At 69.0% G+C, this 21,109-nt stretch carries 11 protein-coding genes; 2 read left to right on the top strand and 9 right to left on the bottom strand.

Annotated elements, in window-relative coordinates; all coding sequences use genetic code 11:
• Positions 1–81: 81 nt before the first annotated feature.
• On the bottom strand, positions 82–1,968 hold the full coding sequence (locus tag PKE75_RS01350; protein ID WP_309298792.1) for a sigma-54-dependent Fis family transcriptional regulator: 1,887 nt from the start codon (positions 1,966–1,968) through the stop codon (positions 82–84).
• Between the two features lie 202 nt (positions 1,969–2,170).
• Here PKE75_RS01350 and adh point away from each other — a divergent pair, with 202 nt between their 5' ends.
• Positions 2,171–3,691, top strand: a complete 1,521-nt coding sequence (gene adh / locus PKE75_RS01345) for an aldehyde dehydrogenase (protein ID WP_271166890.1) — start codon at positions 2,171–2,173, stop codon at positions 3,689–3,691.
• A gap of 226 nt (positions 3,692–3,917) precedes the next feature.
• Entirely contained in the window at positions 3,918–4,415 is a 498-nt protein-coding gene (locus tag PKE75_RS01340; RefSeq protein ID WP_271166889.1) for a hypothetical protein, read from the top strand.
• 199 nt (positions 4,416–4,614) lie between these two features.
• On the opposite strand, the gene PKE75_RS01335 is transcribed toward PKE75_RS01340, so the two are convergent.
• From PKE75_RS01335 to PKE75_RS01300, 8 genes are all read right to left on the bottom strand, one after another.
• Positions 4,615–5,451: a TorF family putative porin gene (locus PKE75_RS01335; RefSeq protein ID WP_271166888.1), complete on the bottom strand. Its 837-nt coding sequence runs from the start codon at positions 5,449–5,451 to the stop codon at positions 4,615–4,617.
• Positions 5,452–6,049: 598 nt separating this feature from the next.
• Positions 6,050–7,351, bottom strand: a complete 1,302-nt coding sequence (glnT, locus tag PKE75_RS01330; RefSeq protein ID WP_271166887.1) for a type III glutamate--ammonia ligase — start codon at positions 7,349–7,351, stop codon at positions 6,050–6,052.
• A 156-nt stretch (positions 7,352–7,507) separates the two neighbouring features.
• A complete protein-coding gene (locus PKE75_RS01325) occupies positions 7,508–8,854 on the bottom strand; it encodes an FMN-binding glutamate synthase family protein (RefSeq protein ID WP_271166886.1) in 1,347 nt (448 codons plus the stop codon).
• A 7-nt stretch (positions 8,855–8,861) separates the two neighbouring features.
• Positions 8,862–9,569: a GltB/FmdC/FwdC-like GXGXG domain-containing protein gene (locus tag PKE75_RS01320; RefSeq protein WP_271166885.1), complete on the bottom strand. Its 708-nt coding sequence runs from the start codon at positions 9,567–9,569 to the stop codon at positions 8,862–8,864.
• A gap of 29 nt (positions 9,570–9,598) precedes the next feature.
• Complete coding sequence (locus tag PKE75_RS01315) at positions 9,599–10,489, bottom strand: class II glutamine amidotransferase (protein WP_271166884.1); 891 nt, start codon at positions 10,487–10,489, stop codon at positions 9,599–9,601.
• Between the two features lie 275 nt (positions 10,490–10,764).
• Positions 10,765–11,907 (bottom strand): hypothetical protein, encoded by a 1,143-nt coding sequence (locus tag PKE75_RS01310; RefSeq protein WP_271166883.1) that lies wholly within the window; start codon positions 11,905–11,907, stop codon positions 10,765–10,767.
• 16 nt (positions 11,908–11,923) lie between these two features.
• Positions 11,924–13,312, bottom strand: coding sequence for an aminotransferase class I/II-fold pyridoxal phosphate-dependent enzyme (locus PKE75_RS01305; protein WP_271166882.1), 1,389 nt, complete (start codon positions 13,310–13,312; stop codon positions 11,924–11,926).
• The gene (locus PKE75_RS01300; RefSeq protein WP_271166881.1) at positions 13,309–20,937 is read right to left on the bottom strand and encodes a type I polyketide synthase; all 7,629 of its coding nucleotides are present in this window, start codon (positions 20,935–20,937) and stop codon (positions 13,309–13,311) included. The genes PKE75_RS01305 and PKE75_RS01300 overlap by 4 nt, the downstream gene beginning before the upstream one ends.
• Positions 20,938–21,109 lie beyond the last annotated feature (172 nt).

Genomic DNA, 21,109 nt, shown 5'->3' with positions numbered 1-21,109 from the left:
AGCCGGGCCATCGCCCTAAGCCGCAGCGACAGCAGCACGCGCGGCGCTGACGTCGCCTCGCCCCCGGCGAGAGGGGAGCGCCTATCCCCTGCCGCCAAGCGCCCTTCGGTAGAGCGTGGAGCGGCTGACGCCGAGCTTGCGGGCGGCGGCGGCGACATTGCCGTGGCAGGCCTCGATCGTGGCGAGCATCGCCTCGCGCGCGAAGGCTTCGAGCCCGCCGCCGTTCTCGATGGGGGGGGCCTCCGACATCCGGGCGTTGCGCATCACGGGAGACGGAAGCAGGTCGGCGGACAGCGTCTCGCCGGGCTCGGAGAGCGCGATCATGGCTTTCAGCACGCCTGCGAGCTCGCGGTGGTTGCCGGGCCAATCGTAAGCCGCCATCGCGTCGAGCGCGTCGGCCCCAAGCGTCCGACCGTCGCGCGGCAGCCCGCGCCAGAGCGCCTGGATGACGTCGCGCCGGTTCGCCAGCGTCCGCAACGGCGGCAGTGCGAAGGTGAATTGCGCAAGACGGAAATAGAGGTCGGGCCGGAAGGTTTCGGACCCGACGAGCCCGGCGAGATCCCGGTGCGTCGCGCAGATCAGGCGGATGTCGATCGGCGCCGGCTTGCCGCCGCCCAGCGGGGTCACCTCGCGATCCTGCACCACGCGCAGAAGCCTCGCCTGTAGCAGCAGCGGCATGTCCCCGATCTCGTCGAGGAACAGCACGCCGCCGTCGGCCTCGCGCAGCAGTCCCTTGGAGCCGGCGCGCCGCGCCCCGGTGAAGGCGCCGTGCTCATAGCCGAACAGCTCCGCCTCGATCAGCCCTTCCGGCAGCGCCGCGCAGTTCACGGCGACGAACGGTTTCTGACTGCGGGCGCTGAGGCCGTGGACGGCGCGGGCGAACATCTCCTTGCCCGAGCCGGTCTCGCCCTGGATCAGGATCGGCACGTCGCCGTCGACCAGACGCGCGGCGCGGACCAGATTGGACCGGGTGGCGGCGTCGAAGATCGGCTCGGGCGCAGACGGTTTCGGGACGATCGCGGGGCGCGCCGCGGGCGCCGGCGGATCGCGGCGGAGATGCAGCGCTGCGCCGGAACGGCTGAGAATGCGGCCTTCTCCGGCGATGCGGCCGGCGTCGAACAGATCGCCGAACGAGCGCGCGCCGAGCGCGTTCCAGTCGAGCTTGAGCAGGCTGAGGCCATGGCGGTTTGCGGCCACCAGCCGGGCGCCGTCGAACACAAGCACCCCCTCCTGAGGGGTGCCGAGCAGCGCGGGGTCGGCGTGCAGCCTGACCACCTCGCAGCCGGCGAAGCCGTCGTCGAACATGCGATGCTCGATCTGGTCGACGCCGAGGCGGATCATCGCGACCGCGGGCCGATGCGGCGCGGCGGAGGCGCCGGAAATGTCGAGCGCGCCCACCATCGCGCCCCGGGGATCGAAGATCGGCGCGGCGGCGCAGGTCAGGATGCGGTGCGCGTCGAAGAAGTGCTCGGCGCCGCGGACCTCGACGGCGCGACGCTCGACCAGCGCGGCGCCGATAGCATTGGTGCCGGTCGACGCCTCGGCCCATTTGACGCCCGGCTTCAGCGCGACCCCGGCGGCCTTGCCTGCGAACTCCGCGTCGCCGAGCGCGTCCAGAACCAGTCCGGCGCCGTCTGTCAGGATGACGAGGCCGCCGACGTCGCGGGCCTCCCGGGCCAGCGTCTCGATCTGCGGCCGGCAGAGGCGGATCAGCCGTTCGTTGCGTTCATGCAGCTCGCGGAGCGCCGTCGAGCCCACCGGCTCGATCCGCGGGTCGGAATGGGCGTCGAAGCCGCGTTCGGCGCAGCGCCGCCACGAGCGCAGGATCGCGCTTCGCAAGCCGGTCGGCTCGGCGCCCCTGTCGAAGAAATCATGGCGCGCCCGCATCAGGTCGGTGCGCGGAGCGGAGGGCTCCATCGGCGTCATCGTCCCGTCGTCGCAATCAGCGACACCTGTCGCAGCGCTCATCGTCGCTGCCGGCGACACTGTTGACCCGGAACGGCGGAGGAGTCCACCGCATCCGTCCTGCGGACCAGCATGGCCCCTGGCGCAGTCGTTTCGCAGCAGTGACTTCCCGCACCGCAGCATAGGTTCACGGAGATGTGGTCGCGCTCTGGCACGAAGGCTGCGACGTTGCGCTTGATAGCGACAAGGATTCTGGGAGGAATCAATGAATAAGCCAGAACGCATGGAAGCCTTCACGCGCGCGCCCTTCAAGGAGCGCTACGACAACTTCATCGGCGGAAAGTTCGTCGCGCCGGTCGGCGGTCGGTACTTCGAGAACACCAGCCCGATCACGGGCAGGAAGATCTGCGAGATCGCCCGATCGCAGAAGGAGGACGTCGACCTCGCCCTCGACGCCGCGCACAAGGCCAAGGACGCCTGGGGCCGCACCGCGCCGGCGGAGCGCGCCAGCATGCTGCTCAAGATCGCCGACGTGATGGAGCAGAACCTCGACGTCATCGCGCTCGCCGAAACCTGGGACAACGGCAAGCCCATCCGCGAAACGATGGCCGCCGACATCCCGCTCGCAATCGATCACTGGCGCTATTTCGCCGGCTGTCTGCGGGCGCAGGAAGGGTCGCTCTCAGAGATCGACCACGACACCGTCGCCTACCACTTCCACGAGCCGCTCGGCGTCGTCGGCCAGATCATTCCGTGGAACTTCCCGATCCTGATGGCGGTCTGGAAGCTCGCGCCTGCGCTCGCGGCCGGCAACTGCGTCGTGCTGAAGCCCGCCGAGCAGACCCCGGCCTCGATCATGGTGCTGATGGAGCTGATCGGCGACATCCTGCCCGAGGGCGTGCTGAACGTCGTCAACGGCTTCGGCCTGGAAGCCGGGAAGCCGCTCGCTTCCTCCAACCGGATCGCCAAGATCGCTTTCACCGGCGAGACGACGACCGGCCGTCTCATCATGCAGTACGCCAGCCAGAACCTGATCCCCGTCACGCTGGAGCTCGGCGGCAAGTCGCCGAACGTGTTCTTCTCCGACGTGACGGCCGAGGACGACGACTTCTTCGACAAGGCGATCGAGGGCTTCGTGATGTTCGCGCTCAACCAGGGCGAAGTCTGCACCTGCCCGAGCCGCGCGCTGATCCATGAGTCGATCTACGACCGCTTCATGGAGAAGGCGCTCAAGCGCGTCGAAGCCATCAAGCTCGGCAGCCCGCTCGACTCCTCGACCATGGTCGGCGCGCAGGCCTCCAGCGAGCAGCTCGAGAAGATCCTGAGCTACATCGACATCGGCAAGCAGGAGGGCGCGGAGCTGCTCGCCGGCGGTGGCCGCAACGAGCTCGAAGGCGAACTCGCCGGCGGCTTCTATGTGAAGCCGACGGTGTTCAAGGGTCACAACAAGATGCGGATCTTCCAGGAGGAGATCTTCGGCCCGGTGCTCTCGGTCACGACGTTCAAGGACGACGAAGACGCGATGTCGATCGCGAACGACACGCTCTACGGCCTCGGCGCCGGCATCTGGACCCGGGACATCACCCGCGCCTACCGCTTCGGCCGCGGCATCCAGGCCGGTCGCGTCTGGACCAACTGCTACCACGCCTATCCGGCGCACGCGGCGTTCGGCGGCTACAAGCAGTCCGGCATCGGACGCGAGACGCACAAGATGATGCTCGACCACTACCAGCAGACCAAGAACATGCTGGTCAGCTACAGCGCGAAGAAGCTCGGCTTCTTCTGATACGATAACGATACTGGCCGAGGAGGGGCGCGTTCCGCTGGAGCGCGCCCTTTCTTTTTGCCTTCCGTCCCAGGTCGCCTGGCGCGGCCTGGATTGGTGGGACGCCCCGAGGACATCAGCCGAAAAGCTGGCGCGGTCCGCCGCAAGTCCGCCTCAATTCGGCATGGATTCTATCACGCCGACGCGAGCAGCAGCCGCGCGGGGCCGCATGAGGAGACACATGCCAATGATCCGCACTCTCACGATCTGTTCCGCAACGGCGCTCGCCACAGCGCTCGCCTGTGCGTCGCCGGCCTCGGCGCTCACAATGAAGGAATGCGGCGCCAAGTATCAGTCCGCCAAGCAGGCCAACACGCTGAACGGCCAGAAATGGGCCGACTTCCGCAAGGCCCAGTGCGGCGACGACGACGCGTCGACTGCGGAGGCGGCCGCCGCCGTGCCGGACGAGGTTCCGGGCAAGACGTCGGATCCCGCAAAATCGGCGACCAAGACGTCGACCGAAAAGGGCGCCCCCGCCGTCAAGGCGACGGCGCCGTCCGGAAAGGTGGCCTTCCCGTCGGAGATCTCAGCGAAGTATGCGAGCGAGTCCCCCGGCCGGGCCCGACTCCACACCTGCGTGGACCAGTACCGCGCGAACAAGGACAGCGGCGGCAATGGCGACCTGAAGTGGATCCAGAAGGGCGGCGGCTATTATTCGCAGTGCAACGCCAAGCTGAAGAGCTGACCCGTCCCGGGCCGGACGGCCGGGCCAAAGCGGCGGCGGTCGCCCCGCAGAGTTCAGAAGGCCGGCGATTGCCGGCCCAAAGGGCTTCCGCGTCTATAAAGACGTCGCCATACGCTCTGGCGGCAAGTCCGACCGCAAACGAAAACGCCGCGCTCTTTCGAGCGCGGCGTTCGCATTCAGACCGTTCGCTCGGAGAAGCTTACTTCAGCTTGTTGAGCGAGGTGTCGAAGGAGAGGCTCGCCATGAAGCGATCGCCGCACCAGCTCTTGAGGCCGAAGCCCTGCGGGGTGCACTCGCGCTTCTTGAGGTCCGCGCCGCTGTAACGCAGGTCGAGCGTGACGGCCTTGTAGGTGACGCCGCCGCCAGCGTTCCACGACAGGTAGTCGATGCCGAGGTTGTACTTGGTGCGCTCGACCCACTGCTTGCCGAACTCGCCGGACACGTAGAAGGACAGATCAGGCTGGCTGTCCAGCGCGAAGGTGTACTTGGCGACGCCGGAGAGGTAGGTCGCGTTCGCGCTCGTGTTGACGAAGTCGCTGGTCCAGTAGACCGTCGGTCCGATGCTCAGGCCGCCGAAGGTGAAGGACGGCTTGGCGAAGATTTCCCAGTAGTCGGTCTCGCGAGCCGGACCCTTTTCGCCCGGGTACCAGTAGTACAGGCCGCCGATGTCGAGCGAGAAGTAATCCCAGGTGTGGCGGAAGCCGCCGTACAGGTCGACTTCCGAAGACGGGTCGGAGTAGCCGTACTTGCTGGAGAAGTCGACGCTCGAGCTCCAGATGCCGGCGTAGATCCAGTCAAAAGCCTGGAGTTCGGCGTAGCCCTGAACAGCCGGGTTGCCCTTGCTGTTGGTGATGCCGCGGAACACGTAGTCGCTGGTCAGCTTGACGCCGAACGCGATGTCCCACACCGGCGTGACGGAAGCTTCGACGATCGGCTCCGGCGCAGCAAGGTCAGCGGCGGAAGCCGCCCCGACCATCATGCCACCAGCCGCGACGCCAACCAGCGTCGAAAGAGCAAGTCCGGCAATTCTCTTCATATTAGTTCCCCGATTTATCAGTACGCTCAGGCGGTTGATCGCCAAAATCGGCCCAACACCCCCGGAAGTCTAGCCTGATTTTTAGGCGAAGCCTTTGATAATCAGAGTAGATGCTAAATTGCCACACTGAGTATATAGCAAAGATTTTGATATACTGTGCTCATTATTGGACAGATCGAAAGGTCTTAAGAAGTAGTTATCACGCCAGCATCTCGCCCTGCACAGGACGAATAAGCGCCGGTTTTTCGACGAGTTTTGCGTCGCCCAAATATGGGTCGTGCATTCTGTCGGGGCGTCATCTTCCGACAACTACTGCGGGAGATGCATTGGAGCCGCTCTAGTCCGGCCGCGATTGCGGTCTTGGGCTCGCGAAGCGGCTTCGGCGCGCGCTCCGGCGGCGCCGCAGCGCCGGCGGAAATGCACGATCGGCGACGGCGCCCGTTTTGAAGGCAGATTATGGTCGTGATGCAGCGCGCCTGCTTGTCGTGATCCGACAGCCCCCTGCTTCAGGACGCGCGGCTCCCGCGCCGGACGCAAGAAAAAGGCGCGCGGCGGGTTTCGCCCGCTGCGCGCCTTCCAGAACGGCCGGTGAGGGCGTTCAGCAGTCGAGCGTGTTGTCGCGCTCCCACTGGGTCAGGTGGCGCGCATAGGCGTTCCACTCGACCGTCTTGAGCTTCGCGAACGCCGTCACGAACTCGTCGCCGAGCTGCTCCTTGAGCACCGAGGAGGCTTCGAAGGCCCGCAGCGCGTCGAACAGGTTGAGCGGCAGCTTCTTGCAATCCTTCACCGTGTGGCCGTCGACATACATGTTGATGTCGAGCCGCTGGCCGGGATCGCGCTTGTTGTCGATGCCGTCGAGCCCGGCCGCGAGCAGCGCGGCCTGGAGCAGATAGGGGTTCGCCGCCCCGTCCGGCAGGCGCAGCTCGAAGCGGCCGGGATCGGGGATCCGGATCATGTGGGTGCGGTTGTTGCCGGTGTAGGTGACGCTGTTGGGCGCCCAGGTGGCGCCGGAGGTCGTGCGCGGAGCGTTGATGCGCTTGTAGGAGTTCACGGTCGGGTTGGTCATGGCGCAGATGGCGTCTGCGTTATGGATCAGGCCGCCGATGAAGCTGTAGCCGAGGGCGGACACGCCGAGCTCGCCGCTTTCGTCCTCGAACAGCGCGGTCTTGCCCTTCCACAGCGAGACATGCGCGTGGCAGCCGGAGCCCGTGAGGTTCATGAACGGCTTCGGCATGAAGGTGGCGCGCAGGCCGTGCTTCTCGGCCACCGACTTCGTCATGAACTTGAAGAAGGCGTGCTGATCGGCGGTCTGCAGCGCGGGCCCGAAGTTCCAGTTCATCTCGAACTGGCCGTTCGCGTCCTCATGATCGTTCTGATACGGGCCCCAGCCGAGCGCGAGCATGGCGTCGCAGATCTCGGTGATGACGTCGTAGCGGCGCATCAGCGCCTGCTGGTCGTAGCAGGGCTTCTCATGCGTGTCGGAAGGGTCGCTGATCGCCTGGCCGTCGGTGGTCGTCAGGAAGAACTCGCATTCGACGCCGGACTTCATCTCCCAGCCGCGATCGGCGGCCTTGCCGATCAGGCGCTTGAGCAGGTTGCGCGGCGCGTGCTCGACCTCCTTGCCGTCCATGAACAGATCGGCGGCGAGCCAGCCGACTTCCGGCTTCCACGGCAGCTGGATCAGGCTTTCCGGATCGGGCTTGGCGAACAGGTCGCTGTCGGCGGGGCTCATGTCGAGCCAGGTCGCGAAACCCGCGAAGCCGGCGCCGGACTTCTGCATGCCGGCGATCGCCGCGGCCGGAACCAGCTTGGCGCGCTGCGCGCCGAACAGGTCTGTATAGGAGATCAGGAAGTACTTGATCCCACGCTCTTTCGCGGCCTTCGCAAGATCCGTCGCCATCTGATGTCCCCTAAAGGCCCCCCGCGGGGCTCGATGGTTGGCACGCGCCGCGGCGTTCTCGCCCTCGACGTTCACGCTAGGCGTCCTCCGGCGGGGGAGGCCGCCGGAGGACGAGGTCATCTTCGAGCCGGCGAAGACCGCCCGCTCGCCCCGTCGTCAGAAGCGCCCGTCCTGGCCGGGCACCCAGTTGGTGCCGGCGAGCGGCACTTGCGCCATCGCCGCCGCCTCGATCGTCAGGGCGACGAGGTCTTCCGGCTCGAGATTGTGGACGTGGCTCTTGCCGCAGGCGCGCGCGATGGTCTGAGCTTCGAGCGTCATCACGGCGAGGTAGTTGGCGAGCCGCCGCCCGGCCCGGACCGGATCGAGCCGCTTCATCAGCTCGGGGTCCTGCGTGGTGATGCCGGCCGGGTCGCGGCCTTCGTGCCAGTCGTCATAAGCGCCGGCGCGGGTGCCGAGCGCCTCGTATTCGCTCTCCCACTGCGGGTCGTTGTCGCCGAGAGCGACGAGGGCCGCGGTTCCGATCGCGACCGCGTCCGCGCCGAGCGCCAGCGCCTTCGCGACGTCCGCGCCGTTCCGGATGCCGCCGGAGACGATGAGCTGCACCTTGCGGTGCATGCCAAGGTCCTGCAGCGCCTTCACCGCCTGGCGGACAGCGGCGAGCGTCGGGATGCCGACGTTCTCGATGAAGACTTCCTGGGTGGCCGCGGTGCCGCCCTGCATGCCGTCGACGACGATGACGTCGGCGCCGGCCTTCACCGACAGCGCGGTGTCGTAATAGGGGCGGGCGGCGCCGACCTTCACGTAGATCGGCTTCTCCCAGTCGGTGATCTCGCGCAGCTCCTCGATCTTGATCTCGAGGTCGTCCGGTCCGGTCCAGTCCGGATGGCGGCAGGCCGAGCGCTGGTCGATCCCCTCGGGCAGCGTACGCATCTTGGCGACGCGCGGAGAGATCTTCTGGCCGAGCAGCATGCCGCCGCCGCCGGGCTTGGCGCCCTGGCCGACGACCACTTCGATCGCGTCGGCCTTGCGGATGTCGTCGGGGTTCATGCCGTAGCGCGACGGGAGGTACTGGTAGACGAGCGTCTGGCTGTGGCCGCGCTCCTCCTGAGTCATGCCGCCGTCGCCGGTCGTGGTCGAGGTTCCCATCGCTGTCGCCCCGCGGCCGAGCGCTTCCTTGGCCGGGCCTGACAGCGAGCCGAAGCTCATGCCGGCGATCGTGATCGGGATCTTGAGATGGATCGGCTTCTTGGCGAAGCGTGTGCCGAGCACGACGTCGGTTCCGCAACGCTCGCGATAGCCCTCGAGGGGGTAGCGCGACATCGAGGCGCCGAGGAACAGCAGGTCGTCGAAATGCGGAACCTTGCGTTTCGCGCCGGCGCCGCGGATGTCGTAGATTCCGGTCGCGGCGGCGCGGCGGATCTCCGACATCGTGTAGGCGTCGAAGGTCGCGGATTCGCGCGGCAGGGTGCGCGGCGCGGCGGGGGGCTTGATGTGCTCGTTCATGGCCGCCTCAGTAGGCCGACGCGTTGTCGACGTGGAAGTGGTAGAGCTGACGCGCCGAGCCGTAGCGCTTGAACTCGCTCGGATCGATCTCGCCGTCGACGCCCGCCAGCTTGAAGCGCTCGAACAGTTGCGCCTTGTGCTCGTCGCGCATCTCCTTCTCGATGCAGTCCGCGCCGAGGCTCGTCACCGAGCCGCGCACGTAGAGCCGCGCTTCGTAGATGGAGTCGCCGAGCGCTTCGCCGGCGTCGCCGAACACGGTGAGCGTGCCGGCCTGGGCCATGAAGGCCGACATATGGCCGACCGAGCCCTTCACGACGATGTCGATGCCCTTCATCGAGATGCCGCACCGCGCCGCCGCGTTGCCGCCGATGATCAGCGCTCCGCCATGCGCGGTCGCGCCGGCGGCCTGACTGGCGTCGCCTTCGACCTGGACGAGGCCGGACATCATGTTCTCGGCGACTCCGACGCCGGCGGAGCCCCGGATCAGGATCGTCGCCTGCTTGTTCATCCCGCCGCAGTAATAGCCGACGGGACCGTCCACCTCGACCGTGACCGGCGCGTCGAGGCCGGCGGCGATGGCGTGAAGGCCGCCGGGATTGGCGACGCGCCAGAGCGACGCGTTAGAGCCTTCCTTAAGCGCATGCAGCGTCGCGTTCAGTTCGCGCACGCTTGAGCGTGCGAGATCAACCGCATGGGTTTGCGTACCCGCGTTCATGAGACGGCGTCCCCCTCTCGTTCTGTTTTTCAGGCGGCCGCGCGGTCCCAGAAATAGACTTTCGCGGGTTCCGGCTCCCACACGCGGGCGTTCTCGATGCCGGGCAGGCCGGCGAGCGCGCGGTATTCGGAGCCGAAGGCGACATATTCGTCGGTTTCGGCCATGACGGCGGGCTTGCAGGCGATCGGGTCGCGCAGCACGCCGAAGCCGGTCTCCGTCCCGACCACGAAGGTGTAGAAGCCGTCGAGGTCGTCGAGGCTGTCTTCTAGCGCCTCGCCGAGCGAACGGCCTTCCCTCATGCGCCAGGTCAGGTAACCGGCGGCGACTTCGCTGTCGTTGTCAGTCTTGACCGTAACGCCCTGGCGCTCGAGCTCGCGGCGCACGCCGCGGTGGTTCGAGAGCGAACCATTGTGCACGAGGCACTGGTCGTCGCCCGTCGAGAACGGGTGCGCGCCGTTGGTGGTCACAGCGCTCTCCGTCGCCATCCGGGTGTGGCCGATGCCGTGGCTGCCCGACATCTGGGCGAGCTTGAAGCGGCCGGCGACGTCGCGCGGCAGGCCGACTTCCTTGTAAAGCTCCATGCTGGCGCCGGCGCCGACGACCGTCACCTCGGGCGCGATCGCCGCGATCTTCGCCTTCACCCCGTCGACGGACGCCTCCGGCACGGACAGCACCGCATGCGTCTCGCGCTCGGTCAGCTGGGCGTCGCCGCCAAGCGTCTCCTTGAGCGCGGCGAAGTCGTAGCCCTCGGGAGCCCGCAGCGTCAGCTTCACGCGGCCCGGCTCGCTCGCGCCATAGACCGCGAAGCCCGCGGAGTCCGGCCCGCGGTCGGTCATCACCTCGAGCATCTGGCTCAGCATCTCGCCGAGCTTGGGCTCAAGCGACTTATCTTTCAGGAAAAGTCCGACGATCCCGCACATCGGCGTGAAGCTCCGGTCAGGAGGGGGCGGCGCAAGGCCTTGAACCCTGACGCTATCCGCCAGCGTCCCTATCGTCAATGTGGTGGAAAAAATAATTCTTGAGAAGAAACATTTCGGCTTGGAGCCGGACGCCGGTCGGGAAGGACGCTATGGCCGGCGCGCCCTGAATTCCGAACCAATATGCGGAGGAGCGATCGCCGGCGCCCACCTACCCCTTCGGGGAGGACGTCAGGCGGCCACGAGCAGAATAGCCGTAACCGGCGGCGCCGGTCCCTTTAGAGCGTTTTCTCGAAGATGCGCCACACCTTGGAGCGCGTGGCCGGCATGCTGCGGACGAGGTTGAGGACCGAGCGGTTGTCCTCGAGCATCCAGCTGACCTCAAGTCGCTCGCAACCCGCCTTGCTCGCCTTCTCGACGGCGTCCGCGAGCAATGCCGCGGCGGCCATCGCGCCGACGCGGGTGCCGCGCCAGGCGCGGCGGACGCCGATGATCGGGACGCGCGCCCGCGAGACCCCTGTCACCTTCAGCCGCCAGATCAGCTTGGCCCAGCCGAAGGGAAGCAGCTTGCCGCCGAGATCGCGGACCGCCTCGTTCAGATCCGGCGCCATGCACAGCACGCCGATCGGCTCGCCCTTCCAGTCGGCGAGCGTGGTCCAGTCCGGCGGCAGAATCTGCTGCGCGAGTTCGGCGAGGAAGCGCGCCTCCTCCTGCGAGACCGGCGATGAGCCCCAGTTCACGGACCAGGCGTCGTTGTAGACGTCGTTCAGCTCCGCGACCGCGGTTGGCCCCTGGGCCCGGCGCAAGGTCAGGTCGGCGGAGCCGCTCCACTTCCCCCGGATAGCGGCGACGCGCTCCGGAAGCCTGCTGTCGGCGAGACGGCCCTCATAGCCGACGATGTCCTTGACCGGAATGAAGCCGAGCCGTTGGAGCTGCCGGGCGTAATAGGGCGGCGCGTAGTTGGTGTGGGTCGTCGAGGGAACGCCGTAACCTTCGACGAGCAGCCCGCATTCGTGATTGATCGAAGCGCTGAAAGGGCCGGCGAGACGTGAGAGGCCGCGGGCCCGGGCGAAGTCGGAGGCCGTGGCGAACAGGGCGTCCCAGACCACGTCGTCGTCGATCGCCTCGAGGAAGCCGAACTGTCCGGTGGCGTCGTCGTATTTCTTGAGATGAGCGTTGTTCTTGACCGCGTAGATGCGGCCGACCGGGCGGCCGTCGCGGAACGCGACCCATGCCTGGCCGTCGTTCTCCCGCGCGAACGGCGTGCAGCCGGGCGTCAGGACGTCGTAGGTTTCTTTCAGCAGCGGCGGCGCGTAGGCCGGGTCGTCACCCTGGGCGACAAGCGCGGCGCGCCAGAACGGCTTGACGTCCCGCTTCGATGCGACCGGCCGGATATCGACCGTCCGCGCTACGTCCTTCAATGCGTTTCTCAAGCGGTCAGCTCGGCCGGGTCGCTTTGGCGAGGGCGGCGGCCATCTTGATGCCGAACCCCGCTTTCGCCAACCCCGCATGCTCTTCCGCCGTCACCGCCACCGCTTCGTCGATCTGCTCGAAGGTGTGGTCGGCGGTTATAAAGAAGCGCAGCCGCGCCGAGCGCTCCGGCACCGCCGGATGGACGATCGGCAGCGCGTTGACGCCGCGCTCCAGCAGACGGTTGGAAAGATGCACGGCGCGGAGCGAATCGCCGACCATCACCGGCACGATCGCGAGCCCGGTGCTGGAACCTGTGTCGAGTCCCGCTTCCCTCGCCTTCTCGACGAAACGGACGCCGTTGGCGCGGAGCTTTGCGACTCGTTCCGGCTCCTGGTCGAGAAGGTCGAAGCAGGCGATCGCGGCGGCCGCGACCGCGGGCGGCATGCCGACCGAATAGACGAAGCCCGGGGCGGTGAATTTGAGATATTCCACGAGCGCGGCCGAGCCCGCGATGAAGCCGCCGCAGCCCGACAGCGTCTTCGACAGCGTGCCCATCCAGATGTCGATCTCGCGCGGGTCGACGCCGCACTCCTCCGAGACGCCGCGACCGGTCTTGCCCAGAACGCCGAGCGAATGGGCTTCGTCGACCATCAGCCAGAAGCCATAGCGGTCGCGCAGCTTCACGAGGCGGGCGAGATCGGGGAAATCTCCGTCCATGCTGTAGAGACCCTCGACCGCGACCAGCACGCGCTCGTGGGAATGGGCGTGCTGGATGAGGATCTCCTCCAGCCCGTCGAGGTCGTTGTGCGGGAACAACCGGCGCGTCGCGCCCGACAGCGCCGCGCCCACCACGATCGAGTTGTGCGCGAGCGAATCGTAGATCACGAGGTCCTTCGGCCGCAGCAGATGGCCGATCGCAGCGACGTTGGTGGCGTGTCCGGATACGAACACCACCGCGCTCTCGACGCCGTAATAGTCGGCGATCCGGCGCTCGAGCTCGCGATGGATCGGCCGCTCGCCGGCCACCAGGCGGCTTGCGGAGACCGAGACGCCGTATTTGTCGATCGCGGCCTTGGCGGCCGCGGCGACCGCCGGATGGCCGTTCAGCCCCAGATAGTTGTAGGACGCGAAGTTGATGTGGGTCTTGCCGTCGATGTCGGTGGTGGCGCCTGCGCAGCCGTCGTGCTCGCGGAAGAACGGGTTCGCCACCCCCAGCAGATCGGCGACCGCCTGCTGGGTCTTGAGGTCCTTCAGCTCCGGGAAGTCCGCGAACTTGTCGTTGCGCTTGCGGGCCGGCCGCGGCGTCGGCGCGACCTCGATGCGTCCCTCCGGCTTCGGCGTCTGGCGCAGCGCGCCGAGGATGCCGTCCTTCGCCGAGCGCGAGAGCGCTCCGATGCCTCGTCGTCCGCTCATCGGGTCACATGCCCGAGCGTCGCCCGCCGGGCCTCCACTGCTTCGCTGAACTCCGCCAGATCCTCATGGTCGACGTCGTCGGCGATGTGACGGTGGACGAGGTCGGCGTTCACCGCGCCCGAGTCGGCCGCAGCGTCCGGCTCGTGGATGCGGCTCACGATCGACTGGGCGATCGTCGTCAGCGTCGTCGAGTCGCCGATCGCGACCAGCGGCAGCTCGATGTCGAAGCGGCGCTCCACGCTCATGCGCAGCTCGAGGCCCATCAGGGAATCCATGCCGAGTTCGGCGAGCGGCCGCTGCGGCGAGATCTCCTTCGCCGGCAGCTTCAGGATGCGCCCGACCTCGCCGGCGAGGATCTCGGCGACGATGTCGCGCGCCTCGCGGGCGTCCTTGCCGCGCACGAGCGCCGCGAGGTCGATCTGCTCGACGGTGTCCTGCGGGCCCATCTCCGCGCCGGCCACGACCTGCGCGAACATCGGCGAGGCGAGGAAGGCGAGGTCGCGCCGCGCCGCGCCCCAGTCGAGCGGGGCGATCGTGATCGCCGCGGTCTCGAGCCGGAGATCGTCATGCGCGAGCACGCGGCCCAGGCCCTCGAGCGCTTCGTCGCCCGACAGGGTGGCGTAGCCCAGACGCTTCTGGATCTTCTCCTTCACGTCGCCGGTGCGGGCGAGGTAACCGACGTCCCCGAGCGCGCCCCATGCGATGGCGAGGCCCGGCAGGCCCGCCTTGCGGCGGACGCGCATCAGCGATTCGAGCCACATGTTGGCCGCGACGTAGTTTGACTGGCCGGGATTGCCGATCACCGTCGTCGCTGACGAATAGACGACGAACTGGCCGATCTTGTCGCTGCGCGTCAGCCTGTCGAGCGCGTGGGCGCCGTCGATCTTCGGACGCAGCACGGCCTCGAAGCGGGGCTCGTCGAGATTCAGCAGCAGCGCGTCGTCGAGCACCATGGCGACATGCCACGCGCCGCCGATCGGGCCGAGGTCCTTGCGCGTCTCCTTCAGCGCCTTGTCGAGCGCGACTTCGTCGGCCGCGTCGCAGGCGAACACCTTCACCGTCGCGCCGGCGGCTTCGAGACGAGCGACCCCGTCCTGCGCCGCCTGGCTCGAAGCGCCCGAGCGGCCGATCAGCGCGATCTTCGAGGCGCCGTTCGCGACGAGCCATTCGGCCGTCGCGAGGCCGAAGCCGCCGAGCCCGCCGACGAGCACATGCGCGCCTTCCGCCGCCCGGAACCGGGGCGGCGCGGTCTCGCCGAGCTCGGCGGGATCGAGCGGCCGCACCACGATCTTGCCGACATGGCCGGACTGCTGCATCAGCCGGAACGCGTCGCGGATCTCGCCGGCATGATAGGCGCGATACGGCAGCGGCGCGAACACGCCCTTGCCGAACAGCTTCATGCACTCGCCGAACAGGCGCTGGCCGAGGTCGCTGCGGTGGATCAGCAGCTGGTCCGCGTCGATGCCGAAATAGCTGATGTTGCGGCGGAACGGCCGCAGGCCCAGACGGCTGTTGGCGTAGTAGTCGCGCTTGCCGAGCTCGAGGAAGCGCCCGAACGGACGGAGCACGCTCAAGGAACGCTCCATCGCCTCGCCGAACAGCGAGTTCAGCACCACGTCGACGCCGTGGCCGCCGGTGAGGGTCTTCACCTCGTCGACGAATTCGAGGCTGCGGCTCGACAGCACGTGGGTCGCGCCGAGCGCGCGCAGCAGGTCGCGCTTCTCGTCGGAGCCCGCGGTCGCGATCACCTTGGCGCCGCGCCACAGAGCGATCTGGAGCGCCGCAAGGCCGACGCCGCCGGCGCCGCCATGGATCAGCACCCACTCGCCGCGCTTGATCTGCGCGAGGTGGTGGAGCGCGTAATAGGCGGTGAGGAAGCAGACGGGAATCGTCGCGCCTTCCTCAAACGTGATCGAGTCCGGCAGCGGGGCGACGGCGGTCTCCGACGTCACCACGCGCGAGGCAAAGGCGCCCGACGCGAAGGCGACGACGCGGTCGCCGATCTTGTAGCGGGTGACGCCCGGACCGACGGCCGAGACGACGCCTGCGCATTCGATGCCGAGGCCGGGACCGGCGAAGCCGTCCTCCAGCGCCTCTTCCGGGAGCAGGCCGAGAGCCCACATCACGTCGCGGAAGTTGAGGCCGACCGCGGAGACGTCGATAGCGACGTCGCCCGCAGCAGGAGCGAGCGCCGGCGCCGGACGCCAGGACAGGTCGTCGAGGCCGCCTTCCTTGCCGGATTCAAGCGCGGCGACCCACTTCTCTCCGGACTCCGGGACGGCGGACGGGAACTCGGGCAGGCCCGGCCGCAGCCGCGGCGCGACGACGCCGTCGGCCGAGATCGAGAGCTCGACGTCGGCGCGAGGCGCCGCGAGTTCGGCCGCGACGGCGCGGCCGCCGGCTTCGTCGCCGAGCGAGGCGGAGACGTCGAGAAGGCGGATGTCGACGCCGCGAAGCTCGTTGCGGACGACCCGCAGGAAGCCCGCGAGCGCCGCCTGTTCCGGGCGGTCGACGCCGTGGTCGACCGTGCCGCCGAGCGCGCCCGGAGCGACCACCCAGAGCCGCGCGGAGAATTCATGCGCCGCCCGGGCGAGCGACAGCAGCCGTCCCGAACGTTCGGCCGTGGCCGCGGAGAGCGCGCCCGCAGACTGGTCGAACACGGCGACGATGTCGGCCGATGCGCCGGTCGCGTTCTTGGCGGGCATGGCGAGGCCGAGATCGACCGGTCCGCCCCAGAGCGCGTCGGCGCCGGCGGCGTGGCCGTTGGCGCTCCCGTCGCCCTCGCCGTTGGTGAGCTTGGCGACAGGCGCGGTGCTCTTCACGGTGACCGGGCGACCGAGACCCTCGATCGCGCGAGCGACGGCGAGCGCGAGCCCGGCGGTCGCGCCTGAGGCCTCCGCCGTCAGCACGACGGGCGCGGTCACAGTCTGGGAGTCTTCGACGGCGGCGCCGCGGCGGCGCTTGGCGGCGAGCACGAGGCTGGCCGGCGAGCGGGCGCCGGCGAGGCCGACGATCACATGGTCGGAAAGCCTGGCGTCGCCGAGGTCGTGCGCCCAGTCAGCGGAGGAGCGCGCGCCGCCGATCGGGAAGTCCTCGGACGCCGAGCGCTCGAACCAGTCGGCCTGGACGCCGAACACGACGTCGAGGAACGGCGTCGGCTCCAGCGACCCGAACGCCAGCAGGCCGCCGTCGGCGATGCGCGCGGCGAGCCGACGCACGCTGTCGGGGGCGGCGAGCGCCGAGCCCCAGGCGAGCGAACCGACCACGAGGTCGAAGCGGTTCGCGTCCGCGCTGTCGGCGCGCGGGTCGAACTGTTCGACCGAGACGTTCGGCAGCGTCGCGAAGGCGAATCGCAGCCGCTCGGCGACCGTCGCGTCCGGATCGGTGACGGTGAGCGTCACGCGCGGGTCGGTCGCGAGAGCCGCGAGCTTGCGGGTCAGCACGCCCGAGCCGGCCGACAGTTCGAGAATACGGATCGGCCGGTCGGCCGGCGCCTTCGCGACGATGTCCTTGACGAACTCCGAGACCGCGTGCGCGCCGCTCGCCGTCAGCGGCGAGGCGCCGCCGGCGTGGGCGAGGGTCGCCGCGCCATAGGCGGTCGCGAGCGGGCCGTTCTTGAGCGCCTTCGGCAGCAGGGTCGCCGCGCGGGTCGCGAGCACGCATTCCGCGCCGCGGTCCGGGTAGTCGGCGATGACGGTGCGCAGGATTTCGGTCGGCGTCGGCAGGCCGGTCTTGGCCGCGATCGTCCAGACGTCGCCCTCGAGCGTCGCGTGGCCCTGATGTTCAAGCAGGCCGAGCAGGCTGTTCGCGAGCGGCGCGGACGCCGCTGCGAGGCGGCCGCGCTTCAAGAGCTGGGCGACGGAGCCCTGGCGGCCGCGGCCGAACAGGCCAAGGAGGCTTTGGTGCGCGAGCGCGATCGCGAAAGCCTCGAGCAGCAGGTCGTCCTCAGGCCGCTCGCTCTCGCCTTCCGCGGCGAGGCCGAGAGCCCCGGCGCGCTTTGCGAGTTCTTCGGCGGTGACGGCTGCGGGTTCCGACGCGTCGCCGGAGGGCCCGACCAGCGCGGGCGCATAATGGTAGGCGAGCCGGTCGAGCGGCGTCTTGCGCGAGAGGGTGACGGCGCGGAAGCGCGCATCGGCGAGCACCGCGACCACGCCGCCGTCAGCGTCGACTAGCGTGAAGGTGGCGTCAATCGAGCGCGGGCTCAACCGCTTCACCACGATCTCGGCGCCGACGATCGAGACGCCCGGCTTCAGCAGCCGGAGCGAGCCGAACCGCATCGGCAGATAGGTGACGTCGGGCCGGTCGCCATGCGCGCCGAACAGCGTCAGCAGCGAATGGAAGCAGGCGTCGAAGTCAGCGGGGTGAAGTCCGTATCGCGCATCTCGGGCGCCCTTGCGGTCGGCTTCCGCCAGCAGGCGCACCGACAGCCGGTCCGGTCCGTAGCGCACGACGTGGTCGACCGCGCGGAACGCCGGGCCGAAGCCCAGTCCGTGCTTTTCCGACTGCGCATAGATGTCGGCGGCGCGGAAGACCTCGCCCTCATGCGCCGGCGTCGCCGGCGTCGTGGCGGCGACCGTCGGCGGCGGCGCGATACGGCCGCTCGCATGCATGATCCAGCCGTCGTCGCGCAGGCGCGGACGGCTCATGATCTCGACCGTGCGGCTTTCCGGCGAGATGCGGGTGCGCACCTCAGACATCGTCTCGGCGTCGAGCGTCAGCGCGTGCGGGATCTCGAAATCGGAGAGCTCGACGACGTCGGCCCCGAGCCAGGCGCGGCCTGCGGCGAGCGCCATTTCAGCAAGCGCCGCGCCCGGCACGATCACCCGGCCGCCGACCTTGTGGTCGGCCAGCAGCGGCGAGGACGCGGGATCGAGGTGGACCGTCCACTCGTCGGCGTCGGCGCGCAGCCGCGAGCCGATCAGCGGGTGCTGGTCGTAGCCGCGGTAGAGCGACTGGGCTTCCGCGGTGGTGCCGACGGCGAAGGAGGCGTTCTGCCAGGGGTAGGTCGGCAGACGGACGGCCGGGCCGTCGAGCTTGCCGAAGGCGAGGTCGCGGTCGACGCGGCCGCCCTTGGCGATGACGCGCGTCACGGCGCGCCGGATCGGGTCGTGCTCGCCCGGGCCATGATCGTCGCAGGACAGCACGCCGCCCGTGATCTCGGCCGCGGCGACGCAGTCCGACAGATAGGTCTGGAGCACCGGCCGCGGGCCGATCTCGACGAACACGCGCGCGCCTTCCGCGATCGCGGCGGCGACGGCGTCGGAGAACACCACCGGGCGGCGGACGTTCGCCCACCAGTAGTCGGCGCCGAGCTCGCCGCCCTCGACCGTGCGGCCGAACACGCTCGACACGAAGGGGCGCAGCGTCGCGCCGGGCTGCAGGCCGCCGAGGTCCGCGAGCAGCGGGCCCTTCACGCCGTCGATCAGGCCGGTGTGGAACGGATAGTCGATGTCGAGCACGCGCACCGGCACCCGCCTGGTGCGGGCGAAGCGGCTGAGCTCCTTGATCTCGGTCTCGGAGCCCGAGATCGTCACGGAGCGCTCGCTGTTGATGGCGGCGATCTCGATGTTCAGGAAGCCGCCGTCACGGATCAGCGCGCGGACTTCCTCCGGCGACTGCAGCACGGCGGCCATGCCGCCGGCCTTCCAGGCGATCTCCTGGTGGACCGAGCGCGAGTGCACGACCTGCACGGCCTGTTCGAGCGACAGCGCTCCGGAGGCCGCGGCTGCGGCGACTTCGCCGACGGAGTGGCCAAGCACCATGTCCGGCACGAGACCGTCAGCCGCAAGCGCCGCCGTCGTCGCGACCTGAACCGCGAACATCAGGGGCTGCGCGGTCTCGGCGCGCCGCAGCCGCTCCGGCAGGTCGTCGGCGAACAGCGCGTCCTTGATCGACCATTTGGCGATCGCGCCGAAGCGCTGGTCGATCTCGTCGATCCTGGCGCGGAACGCCGCGTTCTGGGCGTGCAGCCTGCGGCCCATGCCGGGCCACTGCGAGCCGTTGCCGGAGAAGGCGAAAGCGACCGGAGCGTCGCGGCCGACCGCCTGGTCGATCGTCGCGTCCTTGGCGTCGCCGCCTTCGGCGATGGCTGCGAGCGTCGCGCTCCAGGTCGTCGGGTCGTCGTTTTCGAGCACGACGCGGCGCGGGAGCAGATCGCGGGTCGCGGCGACGCTCTTGGCGATGTGGCGGGCGCCGGCGGCGTCGCGGCCTTCGAGCAGGCTGGAATAGGCGCCCGCGAGCTCCGACAGCGCCTCGCGCGAGCGGGCCGAGAGCGCGAGAATCGGCGTGCGGCCTTCGGCCTCTACGACGCGCGGCGCGGCGCGGCCTGCGCGGTCCTCCGGCGTCGGGTCGCAGACGATGACGTGGGCGTTGGTGCCGCCGAAGCCGAACGAGTTGACGCCGGCGTAGCGTGGCCGGGCGCCGCGCGGCAGCGGCACGGCCTCGGTGGCGACGTGCAGCTTCAGCTCGTCGAACGGGATGTCGGGATTGAGCTCGGTGACGTGCAGGCTCGCCGGCAGCAGGTCGTGCTCGAGCGCGAGATCGGTCTTCAGCAGGCCGACGAGGCCCGAGGCGGGCTCGAGATGGCCGACATTGGTCTTGACCGAGCCGATCGGCAGCGGGCCGATGGTCCGGCGCTTGACGGCCGCGCCGATGGCGCTCGCCTCCGCCGGGTCGCCGACGCGCGTGCCGGTGCCGTGCGCCTCGATGAAGGCGAGGCTGTCCGGATCGATCCCGGCTTCCTCATAGACGCGCTCGAGCAAGCCGAGCTGCGCTTCCGGCGACGGCAGCGACATGCCGACCGTGCGGCCGTCGGAATTCACGCCGGAGGCCGCGATCATCAGGCGCATCGGGCGCCTGGCGGCGCGCGCGACGTCGGCGCGCTCCAGGATCATCGCCACGCCGCCCTCGGCGCGGACGTAGCCGTCGCCGCTCGCGTCGAACGCGTGGCAGCGGCCGCGCGGCGACAGCATCGTCGCCTGCGCGAAGGAGATGAACGGGAACGGGCTCGCGAGGATCGAAACGCCGACCACGATGGCGCGCTCGATGCGTCCCGACCGGAGCGCCGCGACCGCTTCGTCGAGGGCGACCAGAGACGACGAGCAGGCGGTGTCGACGGTGAAGCTCGGACCGTGCAAGTCGTAAATATATGAAATACGATTTGATACGATAGACAGCGTATTTCCGGTCGCGAAGTACGCATCGGCCGAACCCGGATCGAAGATCACGCGGTTTCCATAGTCGAGCGCCGAGGCGCCGACATAGACGCCGGTCTCGGTATTCGCGATCGACGAGGGTGGAATGCCTGCGTCTTCGAGAGCTTCCCAGACGAGTTGCAGCGAAAGCCGCTGCTGCGGGTCCATTTGCTCCGCTTCGCGCGGCGAAATGCCGAAGGCGGCGGGATCGAAACCCCAGATGTCGTCCAGCACGCCGGCCGCGAAGGTGTAGGTCTTGCCGGGCTCGCCCTTGCGCGGATGCAGGTAGCGCGCGTGGCTCCAGCGATCTTCGCCGATCTCGGTGACCGCGCAGCGGCCTTCGGAAAGCAGGTTCCAGAATGCGTCGACGTCGTTCGCCCCGGGGAGTCGGCAGGACCGACCGACGATGGCGAGGGATGCGGATTTCTTCATGAGCGGAGACTGCGGCCGGTTGCGCGCGCGGAGCTAGGGAGGCCCTTGAGGTTTCGTGCTTGCGTCAGGATCGGACGACCACTGGCCGCCAGCGCAAAACCATTCATGAACCCGGGCTCCGGGGCGCGGCCCGGGCGCGCCGGGCGGGACGAAGAGTGTTGGGGGCGTTGGC

The organism is Hansschlegelia plantiphila (genome assembly GCF_027922265.1).
In the GTDB taxonomy this organism is placed as follows: Bacteria; Pseudomonadota; Alphaproteobacteria; order Rhizobiales; family Methylopilaceae; genus Methylopila; species Methylopila plantiphila.
The sequence above is the reverse complement of the archived record's forward strand: the minus strand, read 5'-3'. Positions and strand labels throughout refer to the sequence as shown.

Excerpts from the sequence above, each read along its gene's own strand:
- PKE75_RS01350 (WP_309298792.1), bottom strand. The coding sequence starts at position 1,968 with ATGAGCGCTGCGACAGGTGTCGCTGATTGCGACGACGGGACGATGACG.
- adh (WP_271166890.1), top strand. The coding sequence starts at position 2,171 with ATGAATAAGCCAGAACGCATGGAAGCCTTCACGCGCGCGCCCTTCAAG.
- PKE75_RS01340 (WP_271166889.1), top strand. The coding sequence starts at position 3,918 with ATGATCCGCACTCTCACGATCTGTTCCGCAACGGCGCTCGCCACAGCG.
- PKE75_RS01335 (WP_271166888.1), bottom strand. The coding sequence starts at position 5,451 with ATGAAGAGAATTGCCGGACTTGCTCTTTCGACGCTGGTTGGCGTCGCG.
- glnT (WP_271166887.1), bottom strand. The coding sequence starts at position 7,351 with ATGGCGACGGATCTTGCGAAGGCCGCGAAAGAGCGTGGGATCAAGTAC.
- PKE75_RS01325 (WP_271166886.1), bottom strand. The coding sequence starts at position 8,854 with ATGAACGAGCACATCAAGCCCCCCGCCGCGCCGCGCACCCTGCCGCGC.
- PKE75_RS01320 (WP_271166885.1), bottom strand. The coding sequence starts at position 9,569 with ATGAACGCGGGTACGCAAACCCATGCGGTTGATCTCGCACGCTCAAGC.
- PKE75_RS01315 (WP_271166884.1), bottom strand. The coding sequence starts at position 10,489 with ATGTGCGGGATCGTCGGACTTTTCCTGAAAGATAAGTCGCTTGAGCCC.
- PKE75_RS01305 (WP_271166882.1), bottom strand. The coding sequence starts at position 13,312 with ATGAGCGGACGACGAGGCATCGGAGCGCTCTCGCGCTCGGCGAAGGAC.
- PKE75_RS01300 (WP_271166881.1), bottom strand. The coding sequence starts at position 20,937 with ATGAAGAAATCCGCATCCCTCGCCATCGTCGGTCGGTCCTGCCGACTC.